Here is a 15,395-nt window from a genome sequence, read left to right as displayed (position 1 = left end):
CGTGAGCCGCCGCTCCTGAGCACCGTCGCCTCCCACCCCCGGCCGGGCGCCCGACAGGCGCCTCCTGAGGAGAGGTTATGTCACGGGCAGGGCGGCGACACATCCCCGGCCGTTGTCCCGTCGGGCCCGGGGAGGGGCATGGCCAGGTGGGCGAGGTCCCCCGGCGGGGGCGTACTCACCGGCCACAGGGGTGCGGGGGTGCCGTCGGCGACGGCCGCGGGGGCGTCGGTCAGCCGCATGCGCTCGCGCAGCCGCCCGTAGAAGTCCATGGGCCCGAGCCGCACCGCCCGCAGCCGGCGGGGCGCGGCGTAGACGCCGAGCCAGTCGCCGGGGTCGAGGACGCCGCGGAGCTGTCCGTCGATGCTCACGGCGGCCTGTCCGGACCGTTCGAGGATGCGCAGGCCGACGGGCTCGTCGGGCGCGGTCACCACGGAGCGGTCGAAGGTCATGTGCGGGGCCACCGCGGTGAAGACGAGTGCCTCGGCCCGGGGGGAGACCACCGGGCCGCCCGCCGCGAAGCTGTAGGCGGTCGAGCCGGTCGGCGTGGCCACCAGCAGGGCGTCCGCGGAGTACGAGGCCAGCAGGCGGCCGGAGACGTAGACGCCGACGGAGACCTGCCGGTCCCTGGACAGCTTCTCCAGCACGACGTCGTTGAGGGCCGTGACGTTCAGCGCGATGCCCCACTCGCCGCCGCTCTCGCAGTCGGTGCGCACGCGCGGCGGCGGCAGCAGCGGGCCCCGCCCGTAGCGCAGCAGGGCCTCCATCTCCTTCGGGATCTCCAGCAGCCGGGAAGCCCTGAGGGTGAGCAGCATGCGGTTCTCCGGGTCGACGCGGCCGTCCCGTACGGCGTCGAGCGCGGCGCGCACGGCGGGCGCGGGCACCTCGGTCAGGAAGCCGACGCGGCCGAGGTCGACGCCGAGGATGAGCGCGTCGTTCTCGGCCGCCAGCCGGGCGCCGCGAAGGAAGGTGCCGTCACCGCCGAGGGTGACGACGAGGTCGGGGTCGCCGGCCGCCTCGACCTCCTCCCGGGCGCTGCGCCTGCCCTCGCCGCTCCAGACGTCGATGTCGGCACAGCGGACGGCGTTCTCCTCGCACCACCGCCGGACGTCCCGCGCCGCCGCCGCCGCTCCCTCGCGGCCTCCGTGCACCACGAGTCCGACCCGCTGGACCGTCACCGCTGCCTCCCTGCGCGTTCGCCCGGTTTCGCCGAGGCCTGCTCTGCCGGAATCCTCGCCGACCGGGCGCGGAGGCCCGGGCAGCGACATGCCGACGGGGCCGCGGTGGGGGCGCCCGCGCCGGGTGGGCTCAGGCGCCCGGGGCGGTGGCCGTCACAGGCCGCGCCAGATGTTGTCGAAGGCGGCGTCCTCGATGTCGCGGCGCTGCCTGATGGCCGCCAGCTCCACGACGGCGTCGTTCACCGCGGCGAGCACGGCGGCGATCCGGTCGTCCGCGGGGTCCTCGATCCGGTCGGCCGACTCGTGGTGGATCCCCACCGCGGCCGCGAGGCCGGCCAGCACGGGGTCGCCGGATTCCCAGCGTTCGGTGGCCCGCCGGCGCGTCTGCGGATCGGACGGGGCCGGGCGCTCGGTGTCGCGCCGTCCCAGCCACCGCGGGCGTTTGCGGCCGCCGTCGTCGGCGCCCTCGGCGGCGAGGTACTCCGCCGCCAGTCCGCGCCCCCGGCGCCACAGCCACTCCTTGACCGACTCGTCCGGTGCGCGGCCGACCTCGGCGGCCGCCGCCTCCAGCCGGGTGTCGCCGGTCTCCGGGGGCGCCACCGGACGCGGGACGAGCCCGTCCAGGGCGACGGCGCCGCCCTCCAGCAGGTCGATCAGTTCGGCTCCGGCCAGGGCCAGCGAGAGGTCGCCGCGCTCGACGGGATACTCGGTGGGCGCCTCCAGGGAGACGATCGTCAGGTCCTGCGCAGTGGTCATGGCGGGAGCTCCACATCTGTCACATCTGCTGCGATACGCGGGCCGTGATCGCCCCAGCCTACCCAGGGGACTCGACCGACCCGGGAGCGCGCGGCCCGCGCGGTGGTGGCGCGGCGTCCGGCGCGTGATGCCCGTGAGGCGCCGCGGCATGCGTGTGACGCCGGGGAGTTCGGAGTGGTGGCGGGGCGTGCGGGTGGGTGGCCCGCGCGCCCTGCGCTTCATCCGCGGTGTTTGTGCCTCGTGGGGTGAAGACCGCCCCCTTCGCGCCGTACCGGCAGGTGGGCCGGCCCTGGTTGTCTTGCTGAGGCGCACGGTCCACTTGTGCACCAAGGGTCGTTCCGCTCACTACCGCTCGCCCCTTCCGGGAGGGAAAGTGTCCGCTCAGGACAGCGCCACAGGTCTGGTCACCCCGGGCCCCGGTCCCGCGGTGTCCGACGGGAACCCGCCGACCAGCCTCGGCACACGGGCCGCGCGACAGCTGGCGACCACCACCAAGTCCGAGCCCCAGATGCGGGGCATCTCCTCCCGGTGGCTGATCAGGAAGCTGCCGTGGGTGGACGTCGGGGGCGGGTCGTACCGGGTCAACCGCCGCCTGCAACTGCACCTGGGCCGGGGCAGGGTCCGCTTCGAGCACAACGGCGCGGACGACGTCCGGGTGATCCCGCGGACCCTCACCGAGCTGCCCGCGCTCCGGGGTTACGACGACCACGAGGTCCTGGCGGAACTGGCCTCCCGTTTCGCCGTCCGCGAGGTCCGTGCCGGTGAGGTGCTGTGCGAGGCGGGCCGGCCGGTGACGGAGATCTGCCTGGTCGTCCACGGCCGCCTCACGCGGCTCGCCGTCGGGAAGTACGGCGGGGAGGCCGTGGTCGGTGTCCTCGGCGGCGGCGAACCGGTGGGCGACGAGGCGATCGGCCGGCCCGATCCGCTGTGGCCGGCGACGGTGCGCGCCCAGACGGCGGCGGTGGTGCTCGCGCTGCCGGGGGAAGTGCTGCGCGAACTGGCCGGCCGGGTGCCGTCCCTGGCCGCTCATCTCGCGGCGTACGAGGAGCGGCGGCGGCTCCCGGCGAACCGCTCGGGCGAGGCGGACATGCCGGTCGGGTCCGGCCACCGCGGTGAGCCGACGCTGTCCGGCGGCTTCGTCGACTACGACCTCGCACCGCGCGAGTACGAGCTGTCCCTCACGCAGACGGTGCTCCGCGTGCACACCCGCGTCGCGGACCTCTACAGCGATCCCATGGACCAGACGCGGCAGCAACTGCGGCTGACCATCCAGGAGATCCGCGAACGCCAGGAGTGGGAGCTGGTGAACAACCGGGAGTTCGGGCTGCTGCACAACGTCGACCCCGGTCAGCGCATCAGCACGTCCGGCGGGCCGCCCACCCCCGACGACATGGACGAACTCCTCGCCATGCGCCGCGGGACGGGGCTGTTCCTCGCCCACCCGAAGGCGATCGCCGCGTTCTTCCGGCAGTGCAACAAGCGCGGTCTTGTGCCGGGCTCGGCGACCGTGAACGGCCACCACGTCCCCGCCTGGCGGGGCGTCCCGATCTTCCCGTGCGGCAAGATCCCCGTCTCCCGCTCGCACACGACCGGCATCCTCGCGCTGCGCACCGGCGAGGCCGAGCAGGGTGTCGTCGGCCTGTACCAGACCGGCATCCCCGAGGAGTACGAACCCGGGCTCAACGTCCGCTTCATGGGCGTCGGCCGGAACGCCGTCACCAGCTATCTCGTGACCGCCTACTACTCACTGGCCATCCTCGTACCCGACGCGGCCGGCCTCCTGGAGAACGTCCAACTCGGCCGGGTCGCCGACCGATCTGCTGGAGCACACGACCGATGAGCACCTCCGCGAGCGGCACGGCCGCCTATCCGCTGCCCGGCCCGCCGAACCCCGCCCGGTCCATGCGGGCCCGGCGTGAGAAGACCATCCCCGGCCTGATCCACCGGCCCGTTCCGCCCGCCGACCCCGGCAAGGCCGCCGAGATCGACGAGAGACTGGAGGCCTGGGCCCGCGCCCTCGACCTGTTCCCGCCGGAGTGGAGCGGGGACTTCGGCCAGTTCCAGTTCGGCCGGGCCGTGGCGCTCCAGCACCCCGAGGCGGTCGACATGGAACGCCTCACCGTCGCGGGAAAGCTGCTGCTGGCCGAGAACATCGTCGACAGCTGCTACTGCGAGGAGGACGAGGGCAGGGGCGGCGCGCGGCGCGGCCTCGGCGGCCGGCTGATCGTCGCCCAGTCCGCCCTCGACCCCCTGCACTCCACCCCCGAGGCCGAGGAGGAGTGGCGGCACGGCGTCCAGGCGGACGGCCCGCTGCGGTCGTACCACTGGGCCCTCAAGGACTACGCGGCGCTCGCCACGCCCAGTCAGACGACGCGGCTCGTGCACGACCTCGCCCGGCTGCATCTCGGGTACCTGGCGGAGGCCTCGTGGTCGGAGACGCGGCACCGGCCGCCGATCTGGGAGTACCTGGTGATGCGGCAGTTCAACAACTTCCGGCCGTGTCTGTCCATCGTGGACGCGGTGGACGGCTACGAACTGCCCGAGGCGGTCTACGCCCGCCCCGAGGTGCAGCGGATCACGGCCCTCGCCTGCAACGCCACGACCATCGTCAACGACCTGTACTCGTTCACCAAGGAACTGGCGAGCGACCCGGAGCACCTGAACCTGCCCCAGGTCGTCGCCGCCAACGACCGGTGCGGCCTCAAGGCCGCCTATCTCCGCAGCGTCGACATCCACAACGAGATCATGGAAGCGTTCGAAACGGAGTCCGCCCTGCTGTCCACCACCTCGCCCCTCGTCGAGCGGTACGCCCGCGGCCTGGCCGACTGGGTGTCGGGCAACCACGAATGGCACGCGACCAACAGCGACCGCTACAGCCTGCCCGACTACTGGTGACCGGCGCCCGGCACCGGCACCAGCGCCCACGGCACGACGGAACACGCATCACAGCACCAGGGAGCCATAGTTGACCACCGCCCAGACTCGTACCAAGGCCGTACCGGTACCCACGCAGTCCACGTACCAGAACCGCGTCGCGGACTACTGGAACGCCGAGGAGAACCCGGTCAACCTCGAACTCGGCCGAGTCGACGACCTGTACCACCACCACTACGGCATCGGGGACGCCGACACGTCGGTGCTCGGTGAGCCGGACCCGGAGCGGCGCCGGGAGCGGCTCACGCACGAACTGCACCGGCTGGAGCACGCGCAGGCCGAGTTCCTCGCCTCGCACCTCGGCGACCTGTCCTCCACCGACCGGGCCTTCGACGCCGGCTGCGGGCGGGGCGGCGGCAGCGTGGTGGCTCATCTGCGGCACGGCTGCCACACCGACGGGGTCACCATCTCCGCCAAGCAGGCCGAGTTCGCCAACGAGCAGGCCCGCAAGCGCGGCATCGACGGCAAGGTCCGCTACCACCACCGCAACATGCTCGACACCGGCCTCACCACGGGCGCCTACGCGGCCTCCTGGAACAACGAGTCCACGATGTACGTCGAGCTGGACCTGCTCTTCGCCGAGCACGCCCGCCTGCTGCGCCGCGGCGGCCGGTACGTGGTGATCACCGGCTGCTACAACGACACGTACGGGCAGGCCTCCCGCGAGGTGTCACTCATCAACGCCCACTACATCTGCGACATCCACCCCCGCTCCGCGTACTTCCGGGCGATGGCCCGCAACCGGCTCGTTCCCGTCCACGTCCAGGACCTCACGGCGGCCACGATCCCCTACTGGGAGCTGCGCCGGGAGGCCGAGCACCTGGTCACGGGCATCGAGGACACGTTCCTCGACGCCTACCGCAACGGCAGCTTCCAGTACCTGATGATCGTGGCCGACCGGGTCTGACGCCCCGGCCCCGACGAGCACGACCCGACGGCCGCGCGTGTGACCCGCGCGGCTGTCGGCGTGTGCCGCCGCGGCACCCGCCGAGGCGGACGGCCGGCATCTCGTCATGCTGCGCGACGGCGCCATGGCCGCGGGGTGCCTCTTCGATCCCGAACTGGTCTCGGAGACCTTCCTCGATGGCGTCGAGGGAATCCTGCGGGCGCGTACCGGCGGCTGAGTTCGCCGCCTCCTGAGGGTCAGGCGCGGGCGCCGGGCCCGGGGCGGTCGAGGGCCAGCGTGGCGATCCTGCGCCAGTTCAGTTCCGGCACCTGATCCACCGCGCCCGGACGGTTCCGCGGGACCAGGACGCGCAGGGCACGCGGGCGCAGGGTGCACACGACCGGCGTGGGCAGCGTCAGCGCCTCGCCGTCGACGGCCACCGGGATGCTCGCGGCAGCGGTGCCGGCAGCGGAGTCGGAGTCGTCGCCCGCACCGGCACGGACCTCGACCCGGCGTGACGTCAGTACGGTCAGGGCCGGGGACAGCGCTCCCCGCACGGCGAGGTCGGCTGCCTGCGCCGCGCCGTCCACGCGGATGCCGAGGACGCCGAGTTCGCCCCCGTCCAGCCGGGGCCGGCGGCCCACCTCCAGCGGATCGGCCGCCGAGTAGGGGTTGTTGCTGACGAGGAGGGCCTGCTGCCCGGTGACCGGCAGGCCGTCGGCGAGGGCGTCGAGGCGCTCACCGGCTCCCCCGGCCAGCAGGTCCGGCAGCGCGTCGAGCGCCGTGCCCGCCTTGGCGTCGCGGTACTCGGGGCGCTGCACGATCGCCGCGTACACCCCGAACGACACGGTGTTCACGAACGCCCGGCCCGCCACGTCACCCAGGTCCACCCGCAGCTCCACCCCGTCGGTCAGGGCGTCCAGGCACCGGGAGGGGTCGCTGCGGTCCAGGCCGAGGTCCATGGCGAGGTGGTTGCGGGTGCCGGCGGAGATGACCAGGAAGGGCAGGTCGTGCTCGGCCGCCACCGCGGCGACGAGGGCCTGGGTGCCGTCCCCGCCCGCGACGCCGAGCAGGTCGGCGCCCTCGGCCACGGCCTTGCGGGCGAGTTCCTCGACGTCGGTGCGGGTGCCCGGGGTCAGCAGGAGCACGCGGGCACCGAGTGCTTCGGCCCGCTCGACGAGACCGAACCGGACGACCTTCCCGCCGCCCGAGGCCGGGTTCATGATGAGGACGGGCCGGCGGGGCGGCCGGCCCGGCCGGACGGCGGCCGGCCGCTCGGGCCGCCGGTCGGCGCGCAGGGCGCCGCGGGCACAGGCCAGCGCGCCGGCCCACAGCGCGACCCCCGCCGGCGCCGTGAACCACAGGCCGCCGTAGAGGAACAGCGCGAGCACGGCCGCCGGCGCTCCCACGGCGAGTGCCCCGCCCAGCACGCGCACGACCCCCCGGTGGGCCAGGAACCACCAGGCTCCCACCGCGCACACCGCCAGTCCCGCGAGCCCTTGAAGGATGATCAGGGGACCCGTGCGGAGGAGCGACAGAAGCACCACCAGGACGGCCGCCGCCGCGGCGAGCACCGCGCAACGGGCCAGCGAACGTGCCCTGTCCGAGTGATCGGCCCTGCTCACCTGCGCGCCCCCTCGTCTCCGCGGCTCCGCCGGCCGGGAGCCGCCGGGCAGCCTACGGCCTCCCGAAGGGGGAGCACCGACACCGGTCCCGTCGCGTCGCCCGCGTCGTCCGGCTACTGTTGCTCCCCATGTCCCCCACCGAGGCGGAGATCACCGCGGATCTGGTCCGCGTACTCCTCGAGGAACAGCATCCCGACCTGGCCGACCTGCCCGTGAGGCTCGGTGCACGGGGCTGATACAACCAGCTGTGGCGGCTCGGGGACGATCTGGCCGTGCGGTTGCCGTGGGCGACGCGGAGCGCGGACGAACTGCTGTTCACCGCCCGCGCGGGCCGCGCTGCGACGGCTCACGGCGACGAGGCAGGGCTGAGGATTCGGACGGCAGGGGACAAGAACCGGCCAACTGCGGAAGGCGAGTTGCCCACGAGCACGTTGACACGCGCGGGGACGCCGGGGTGGGCCGATCAGGTGAGGGTAATGTGTTCACAGGTCGAACGGATCTCCGTGTGACCCGTGATGGCGACCGCGATGGCCGGAGGCCGCCCGTCCCAGCTGCCCGCACACGATCTCTGAAAGTGGAGCCGATGAACGTGTCGACCGGCGGCGGACGGCTTCGGGGCCGGGCCACCGCAGCAGCAGTCGTCTGCGCGATGGCCCTGATACCCGGGCCGAGTTACGCGGCCCCCGACGATCCCGAACCGGGGGGCGGCAGATCCATCGAGGGGATCCGCTCCGAACTGGACGGCCTCTACCGCGAGGCGGAGGTGGCCACCGAGGCGTACAACGCGGCGAACGAGAAGGCCACCCGGCAGGAGAAGCGGCTGACCTCGCTGCGCAAGGACCTCAGCCGCACCGAGGACCGCGTCGACGACCTGCGTGAACTGGCCGGTGCCGCCGCCCGGACGCAGTACCGCGGGGGTCATCTGGCCTCCACCGGGATCCAGTTGCTCCTCGGCGACCACCCCGACCAGGCACTCGACGAGGCGTCGCAGGCCCGCCAGGCCATGCGGGGGCTGGTCAACGTCTCCGAGACCCAGCGGACCGTCCGCGCCGAGCTGGACGAGCAGACCGAGGCCGCCGCGGAGGAGCTGCGCAAGCTGAAGAAGACGCGCGCGGACAAGGCCGGGGCGAAGGAGCGGATCGAGAAGAAGATCGCCGAGGCCGAGCGCATCGAGGCCGGGCTCGAGGAGGAGGAGACCCGCCGGCTGGCCGCGCTCGAACGGCAGCGTACCGAGGAGGCCAAGTCCAAGTGGCCGGGGTCCGGTTCGGGCGGCGGCGGTTCCAGCAGTGGCGGCGGCTCGGGCGGCGGCGGTTCCACCGCCGGGGGCGGTGCGGGCGGCGGGACGGGCGTGAGCGGCGCGGCCGGGAAGGCGGTCGGATTCGCGATGGCCCAGATCGGCAAGCCCTACGTCTGGGGAGCCGTGGGCCCCTCGTCGTACGACTGCTCGGGGCTGACCTCCGCCGCGTGGGCGGCCGCCGGGCACCCCATCCCGCGCACCTCGCAGGCGCAGTGGCAGGGGCTGACCCGGGTCGGCCTCTCGTCCGCGCGCCCCGGTGACCTGATCATCTACTACAACGACGCCACGCACGTGGGCATGTACATCGGAGGCGGGCAGATGGTCCACGCGCCGAGGCCCGGACGGTCCATCACGACCGCGCCCGCCGCCTCCATGCCCATCCTCGGTGTGGTCCGACCCGGAGTCTGAGCGCATGCCCCACTCGCCGACACCCCGTGACCGGGGGAACCTGCCCGTCCTCAGCGCACCGCCGCTGATCCGTCTCGACGCCTACGTCGCCGAGGACGGGTCGACGGTGGTCAACGGCCATCTGCTGGAGATGGGCGGTACGCGGCCGGCCAACGAGGCGATCCTGGACGCCATCGCGATGTTCGCGCGGACCCTCGGGGCTCCGGTGGCGGCGACCGTCATCGACCGGCCGGCCCAGCAGGTGGCGCGGCTGCGGGTGTACCCGGACGGCTCCAGCCGGACCATCGCCGAGGAGGAGGACCTGCCGCCCGGCCGCGAGCGCACCGCCGCGGAGGAGGAGGCGTTCCCCCCGCTCGCCCGCGTCGAGCGCATCATCCAGCACACGCAGCGCGAGGAACTGCACGCCGCGTTCGTCCTCGCCAGCGCGTTGCGCGAGCATCTCTCGCTGCGCCGGGGCGCCGAGGACGAACTCTCCCTGGAGGCACGGGCGATCGAGGCGTACATCGCCTACCTACGGGGGGACTACATGATCTCCACCGTGCTCGCGCTGACCGTCGCGCGGATCCGCTGCCGCACCGACCTGAACCGGGCCGCACCCGAGGTCGCCCGGGCCACCGCGGCATGGCAGCGGCTGTGGGACGAGGGCCAGGTCGCGACCCGGGGGCAGGAACTGCTGCGCATGTGGGAGCGGTTGGCGGAGGAGGGCCTGCTGCACGATCCGTCCCACCACGCCATGGCCCAGGCGGTCCGGACCCGGCTCGAACGGGGCGGCCGGCCCGTGGAGGGCCCGGTCCCCGCCACGGCCAGGGCGCTGCCGGCGGCACCGGCGGCGGCCGCCCCCGAGGACAGGCCCCTCAAGCCCACCCGCCGGGGGCTGCGCCGCTTCACCCGCCGCGCCGGCCGCTCAGCCGGCTGAGCCACCGCCTGCCGCGGGGGGCGCGGGCGCCGGGGTGTCCTTCTCCGGCGCGACGGCGGCCGGGGCGGGGGCGGCTCCCGCCGTGCCCTCCCCGGGCGCGGACCGGACGGCGCCGGCGTCCCGCTCCTCGACGAACTCGTGCTCGCCGTCGAGGACTTCGCGTGCGCGGGTGCGGTCCAGGGCGCCCTCCCACTTGGACACGGCGAAGACGGCGACGCAGTTGCCGAGCAGGTTGGTGGCCACGCGCATGGTGTCCATGATGCGGTCGACCCCGAGGAGCAGCGCCACGGCACCCGCCGGAATGACCCCGAGCGCCGAGGCCGTCGCGGACAGGGCGAGGAACGCCGAACCGGGCACCCCCGCCATGCCCTTGCTGGTCAGCATCAGGACGAGGACCACGGTGACCTGCTGACCGAGGGTCAGGTCGACGCCGACGGCCTGCGCGATGAACAGGGTCGCGATCGAGAGGTAGATGGACGCGCCGTCGAGGTTGAAGGAGTACCCGGTCGGCAGGACGAGGCCCACGGCGTCGTCGCGGCAGCCCGCGTGCCGGAGCTTCTGCATCATGCGGGGCATGACCGTCTCGCTGGACGCGGTGCCCAGGGCCAGCAGCAGTTCCTCACGGGTGTAGCGGACGAACTTCCACAGGCTCACGCCGGTGAACGCCTTGAGGGCGAGGCCCAGCAGGAGCAGGAAGACCAGCGCGACGGCGTAGCAGACGCCGATCAGCTTGCCGTAGGTGGACAGGGCACCCAGCCCGTACTCGCCGACGAGGTGGGCGGTCGCGCCGAAGACGGCCAGCGGGGCGAGCTTCATGACGAAGCCGACGATCGCGAAGACGACCTCCTGGGCCTGCTCCACCGCCGGGAGGATGGCGGGCACCTTGGTGTGGCCCAGGTGCAGCACGGCGGCGCCCGCGAGGCAGGCGAGGACGAGCACCTGGAGGAGGGAGTTCTCGGCGAAGGCGCCGACGGCGCTGTCCGGCAGGGAGTGCAGCAGGAACTCGCTGGTGGAAGGCAGTTCACCGCCACCGGTCTCCGCGTCGACGGCCGAGGCGTCCAGCGATCCCGGATCGACGTTCATTCCGCTGCCGGGGCGTACGAGGTTCCCGGCCAGCAGTCCGACCGCGAGGGCGACCGTGGTGGCGACCTCGAACCAGACGAGCGCCTTCAGCCCGATCCGGCCGAAGGCCTTGAGATCCCCCGCCTTGGCGATGCCGGTGACCACCACGCAGAAGACCAGCGGGGCGATCATCGCCTTGATCAGCCGGACGAATCCGTCACCGAGCGGCTGGACGCTGCTGCCCACTTGCGGCCACACGCCCCCGACGACGACTCCGGCGACCAGGGCGCAGGCCACCTGCACGAACAGTGACGCCCGCAGAAAACGGCCGAGGCGACGAGCCAGGGACGGACTGGCATTCGACACGGAGCACACTCCCTTCCATGCGATTCCGACATGCGGAATCAAACTTTCACCGGGAGCCACTATCGGGGGCGCGCGTCTGTCAGAGAAGGGTCCGAACCTCAGGTCGCCGCGACTTTGGCACAAGATCCAAACCCCAAGCGGGAGCAAGGACCGCACTCACCCGCACTCACCCACACCGGCTGATGAAACGGACAGGGCAGCGGTCGACGGGCGGCGGGGGTGCGGCCCCTCACAGCGTGGAGAAGCGGTCCAGGAGACGTTCGGCCCGGCGGATCTCGGTGCTGAGGGGGTGGTCCTCGGCGATGTGCGGCAGCTCGGCGGTGGCCAGCCGGTACGCCTCGCGCAGCGGCGTGTCCGGCAGTTCCGTGCCGGCCATCCGCAACGCCCGCACCGCGCCGAGCAGTTCGCAGGCCAGGACGGTGCGGTAGGCGGCGGTCGCGGTGACCGTGCTGCGTACCGCGTGGGTCGAGAAGCTGGCGTGGTCCTCCAGGCCCCGGGAGATCACCGCGGTGCCCAGCGTCACCGGGGACGCGGCGTGCCGCAGGGTGCCGAGCGCGTCGTGGGAGACGTACTCCAGGATCATGATGCCCGAGCTGCCGGCGGGACCGTCCGCGAGGAACGGCGGCAGGCCGCTGATGTCCGGCTCCACCAGGTCGCTCAGCCGGGCCGCGGACAGTTCGGCGATGTGGTGCAGCGCGGCCCGGAGGTAGTCGAAGGCGAGGGCGACCTGCGCCGTGGAGAACTGGCCGTGGTGGTAGGCCTGGTGGGTCTCCGCGTCGATCAGCGGGTTCTCCGCCGCGGCGTTCACGTCGACCTCCAGCACCTCACCCACCCGGGCGGCCGCGTCGAGCGCCGCCCCCTGCACCTGCGGGAAGGCCCGCAGCCCGAAGGGGTCCTGCAGCCGGCGCCCGGGGAGCGGATCGCCCGAGCCGGTCAGCAGCCGTCGCATATCCGCGGCGCAGCGCACCGAGCCGGGGTGGGGCCGGGCCGCGTGGACGCGTTCGTCGTAGGCCTCGGCCGAGCCGCCGAGGGCGCGGAAGGTCAGCGCCGTGACGACGTGGCTCGCGGCCAGCAGGCGGTTGAGGTCGTGCCAGGCCAGGACGGCCTCGCCCAGGGTGGCGGCGTTGCTGGAGATGAACGCGAGGGCGTCGCCCGGGCTGATCGGCACCGGTTCGATGCCGCCGGACGCCCAGGGCAGTTCCCCGGCGAGGGTCAGCGCGATCTCGGCCAGGGCCGTCAGGTCGCCGGTGCCGATCGCGCCGCGGGTGTGCACGAGCGGCAGCGCGCCGACCCGCAGCGCCTGCTCCAGCGCCCGCAGCAGCCGGGGGTGCACGCCACTGCCGGCGGCGGCCAGCTGGTTGAGGCGGATCACCATCACGGCGCGCACAGCGTCGTCGGAGAGGGGCTCCCCGGAACCGCCGGCGTGGCTGCGCAGCAGGCGCAGTCCGTGGAGGTCGGCGGCCCCTGGATCGACGACGATGTGGCGGTTGGCGCCGACCCCGGTGGTCCGGCCGTAGACGGCGCCCTTGGCGCCCAGCTCCACCGCCAGCTCGTAGCTCTGCCCGGCCCGGGTCAGGGCGTCGGGGGTCAGCTCCGTCCACGCGCTGCGCCGGGCGGCGCGGACCACGTCGGTGCAGCGGAGCCCGGCGCCGCTGATCTCGATCCGGCTGGTATCGATCATCACCCCTCCTCTTGACAACTCTTCATTCATTCCTGCGAATAGCATGTAACTCTTGATTCGTCGGACTGGCAAGAAGGAGACTCCCGGTGCCCCGGTCGCTGCACGAGTTGCTCACTGCCCACCGGCTCACACCGGCGCAGCGGCGCATCGCCAGTTACCTCGCCGAGCGCCCGGTCGACGCGGCCGCGCTCACCAGCGCCGAGCTCGCCGAGCGGGCCCAGGTCAGCCAGCCGTCCGTGACCCGGTTCGTGGCGCTGCTGGGCTTCGACGGGTACGGGGAATTCCGCCGCTGGCTCCGTACGGCGACGGCGGTGCCGGAGGTGGCGCGCGGGGGCAACAAGTTCCAGGCCGCCATCGACGCGGACCTGCGCAACATCGCCGCCCTGCGGGCCGAGCTGTCGGACGACACCCGGCTGCGGGCGCTCGCGCAGCGGCTGATGGAATCGACGCCGCTGGTCGTCGCGGGATACCGCGTGTCGGCGGCGCAGGCGGCGTCCTTCGCCTACCTGGCCACCAAGATCCACCCGGACGTCCGCCTGCTGACCGACTCGGGCAGCGTCTTCGGGGACCAGCTGCGGCACGCCCACCGGAGCGGTGCCCGCACACTCGTCCTGGTCGCCCTCCCCCGCTACCCGCGGGAGAGCGCGACCGCCCTCGACCAGGCCCGGGAGCTGGGCCTGCACACGCTTCTGATCACGGACCGGCTCGTCTCGGCGCTCACCCCGCTCGCCGACGACGTGCTGAGCGCGGGCGTCGCCTCCGAGTTCGTGTTCGACTCCCACGCCGCGGTGGTCTCGCTGTCCGTGGCACTGGTGGAGGCGATGGCCGACGCAGCCGGCGCCCTCGCCCGGCAACGACTGGAAGGTTTCGAAGACTATGCCGCAGAGCACGACCTCTTCCTCCGGGAGTGACTCGGCCGTCCCCGTCGGAGGCGCGGCGCCGGCCACCGCGTTCGACGACGCCCCCCTGAACCGGTTCCACCTGCGCATCACCTCGCTGACGTTCTGCGCCAACGCCTCCGACGGCTACGAGCTGGGCATCATCAGCATCGCCCTGCCGCTGATCGCCTCCCAGCTCGGGTTCGGAGCGGTCTGGGAGGGACTGCTCGGCGCGTCCGCCCTGATCGGGATCTTCCTCGGCAGTGTGATCGTCGGCTGGGCCGCCGACCGGATCGGCCGCCAGCGGCTGTACACGTGGAACTTCGTGCTGATAGCCGTGGCGTCCGCCGCCGAGTTCTTCGTGACCGGACCGGCCCAGCTGTTCGTCCTCAGGCTCCTGATCGGCATCGGGATCGGCGCCGACTACGCGCTGGGGCCGACGCTCGTCGCGGAGTTCGTGCCCCGCAAGTACCGGGGCGGGCTTCTCGCCTCGCTGACCGTCCTGTGGACGGTGGGGTATGTCATCGCCTTCTTCCTCGGCAACTACATGGTCTCGCTCGGCGACGACGCCTGGCGCTGGCTGCTCGCCACCAGCTGTGTGCCGGCGGTGGCGGTGGTGCTGCTGCGCATCGGCGTGCCGGAGTCGCCGCGGTGGCTGCTGGCGCGGGGCCGGGTCGAGCAGGCCCGCGCGGTCGTCCAGCGGCTCGGCGGGGACGCGGAGGCGTTCGCCTCGCTGGTGCGGAGCACCGGGGCGGCGGGCGGCACGACGACGGCCCGCTACCGGGACCTGTTCGGACGCGCGCACTGGCGGAACACCGCGTTCGGGGCGGTCTTCTACAACGCCCAGGTGGTGCCGTACTTCGCGATCTACACGTTCCTGCCGCTGGTGCTGCTGAAGATGGGGGTCGGCGAGGAGGACACGACCAGCGACGGCATGCTGAACGTCTTCCTGCTCGCGGGCAGCCTCGCGGGGCTCTGGTTCGTGGCCAAGGCGTCCCGTCGCGGTCTCACCATCTGGTCCTTCGTCGTCCTCATCGCCTCGCTCGCCCCGATGGCGATCTGGCCGGACGCCCCCACGGCGGTGCTCTTCCCGCTGTTCCTGGTCTTCACCTTCACCATGTCGGCCGCGGTCAACCTGGACCAGGTCTACCCGGCCGAACTCTTCCCCACCGACCTGCGCAGCTCCGGCGTCGGCCTGCTCAACGGGCTCAGCCGGGTGGGCTCGGCCATCGGCACCTTCCTCCTCCCGCTGAGCCTGGACCACCTCGGCTTCTCCCCCACGATGCTGGTGCTGACCCTGGTCCTGCTCGCCGGACTGGTCGCCTCGGTGGCCTGGGCCCCGGAGACGAAGAACATGGCGCTCCACTAGCCGCCACGCCGTTCCAGGGGCCCCTGCCAGGGCGTATGCAGT

Annotated in this window: 12 protein-coding genes and 2 pseudogenes; 9 read left to right on the top strand and 5 right to left on the bottom strand. The window is 73.2% G+C overall.

Annotation, left to right across the window (positions count from 1 at the left end; translation table 11 throughout):
• Positions 1-80: 80 nt before the first annotated feature.
• Both IE108_RS27815 and IE108_RS27810 read right to left on the bottom strand, forming a co-directional pair.
• Positions 81-1,175, bottom strand: coding sequence for an NAD(+)/NADH kinase (locus IE108_RS27815; RefSeq protein WP_064725955.1), 1,095 nt, complete (start codon positions 1,173-1,175; stop codon positions 81-83).
• Positions 1,176-1,328: 153 nt separating this feature from the next.
• Complete coding sequence (locus tag IE108_RS27810) at positions 1,329-1,931, bottom strand: GOLPH3/VPS74 family protein (protein ID WP_064725956.1); 603 nt, start codon at positions 1,929-1,931, stop codon at positions 1,329-1,331.
• Between the two features lie 373 nt (positions 1,932-2,304).
• Between IE108_RS27810 and IE108_RS27805 the strand changes: the two genes are divergently transcribed.
• From IE108_RS27805 to IE108_RS27790, 4 genes and pseudogenes are all read left to right on the top strand, one after another.
• Positions 2,305-3,771: a family 2B encapsulin nanocompartment shell protein gene (locus tag IE108_RS27805; RefSeq protein WP_373297057.1), complete on the top strand. Its 1,467-nt coding sequence runs from the start codon at positions 2,305-2,307 to the stop codon at positions 3,769-3,771.
• The gene (locus IE108_RS27800; protein WP_064725957.1) at positions 3,768-4,826 is read left to right on the top strand and encodes a family 2 encapsulin nanocompartment cargo protein terpene cyclase; all 1,059 of its coding nucleotides are present in this window, start codon (positions 3,768-3,770) and stop codon (positions 4,824-4,826) included. Before IE108_RS27805 ends, IE108_RS27800 begins: the two co-directional genes overlap by 4 nt.
• Positions 4,827-4,896: 70 nt before the next feature.
• A complete protein-coding gene (locus IE108_RS27795; RefSeq protein WP_064725958.1) occupies positions 4,897-5,772 on the top strand; it encodes a geranyl diphosphate 2-C-methyltransferase in 876 nt (291 codons plus the stop codon).
• A 73-nt stretch (positions 5,773-5,845) separates the two neighbouring features.
• Positions 5,846-5,989: pseudogene (locus IE108_RS27790) on the top strand (TetR family transcriptional regulator); the annotation flags it as partial.
• 19 nt (positions 5,990-6,008) lie between these two features.
• Here IE108_RS27790 and IE108_RS27785 read toward each other — a convergent pair.
• Positions 6,009-7,376 (bottom strand): diacylglycerol/lipid kinase family protein, encoded by a 1,368-nt coding sequence (locus IE108_RS27785; protein WP_064725959.1) that lies wholly within the window; start codon positions 7,374-7,376, stop codon positions 6,009-6,011.
• Between the two features lie 128 nt (positions 7,377-7,504).
• On the opposite strand from IE108_RS27785, the pseudogene IE108_RS27780 reads away from it, so the two are divergent.
• The 3 genes and pseudogenes from IE108_RS27780 to IE108_RS27770 form a co-directional block, all read left to right on the top strand.
• Positions 7,505-7,690, top strand: a pseudogene (locus IE108_RS27780) (aminoglycoside phosphotransferase); the annotation flags it as partial.
• Between the two features lie 269 nt (positions 7,691-7,959).
• The gene (locus IE108_RS27775) at positions 7,960-9,081 is read left to right on the top strand and encodes a C40 family peptidase (RefSeq protein ID WP_064725960.1); all 1,122 of its coding nucleotides are present in this window, start codon (positions 7,960-7,962) and stop codon (positions 9,079-9,081) included.
• 4 nt (positions 9,082-9,085) lie between these two features.
• Entirely contained in the window at positions 9,086-9,997 is a 912-nt protein-coding gene (locus tag IE108_RS27770; RefSeq protein WP_064725961.1) for a hypothetical protein, read from the top strand.
• On the opposite strand, the gene IE108_RS27765 is transcribed toward IE108_RS27770, so the two are convergent.
• Together IE108_RS27765 and IE108_RS27760 are read right to left on the bottom strand one after the other, a co-directional pair.
• On the bottom strand, positions 9,986-11,425 hold the full coding sequence (locus tag IE108_RS27765; protein WP_064725962.1) for a cation:dicarboxylate symporter family transporter: 1,440 nt from the start codon (positions 11,423-11,425) through the stop codon (positions 9,986-9,988). The genes IE108_RS27770 and IE108_RS27765 overlap by 12 nt on opposite strands.
• A 229-nt stretch (positions 11,426-11,654) precedes the next feature.
• Positions 11,655-13,106, bottom strand: a complete 1,452-nt coding sequence (locus IE108_RS27760) for an aromatic amino acid ammonia-lyase (protein ID WP_064725963.1) — start codon at positions 13,104-13,106, stop codon at positions 11,655-11,657.
• An 86-nt stretch (positions 13,107-13,192) separates the two neighbouring features.
• Here IE108_RS27760 and IE108_RS27755 point away from each other — a divergent pair, with 86 nt between their 5' ends.
• Together IE108_RS27755 and IE108_RS27750 are read left to right on the top strand one after the other, a co-directional pair.
• The gene (locus IE108_RS27755) at positions 13,193-14,017 is read left to right on the top strand and encodes a MurR/RpiR family transcriptional regulator (protein ID WP_064725964.1); all 825 of its coding nucleotides are present in this window, start codon (positions 13,193-13,195) and stop codon (positions 14,015-14,017) included.
• Positions 13,983-15,353 carry an MFS transporter gene (locus tag IE108_RS27750; protein WP_064725965.1) on the top strand — a complete coding sequence of 457 codons (1,371 nt, stop codon included), beginning with the start codon at positions 13,983-13,985 and terminating at the stop codon, positions 15,351-15,353. Before IE108_RS27755 ends, IE108_RS27750 begins: the two co-directional genes overlap by 35 nt.
• The last annotated feature ends 42 nt before the right edge of the window (positions 15,354-15,395 follow it).

This window comes from Streptomyces parvulus, assembly GCF_014648855.1.
Taxonomy (GTDB): domain Bacteria; phylum Actinomycetota; class Actinomycetes; order Streptomycetales; family Streptomycetaceae; genus Streptomyces; species Streptomyces parvulus.
This window is presented reverse-complemented; position numbering and strand designations above follow the sequence as displayed.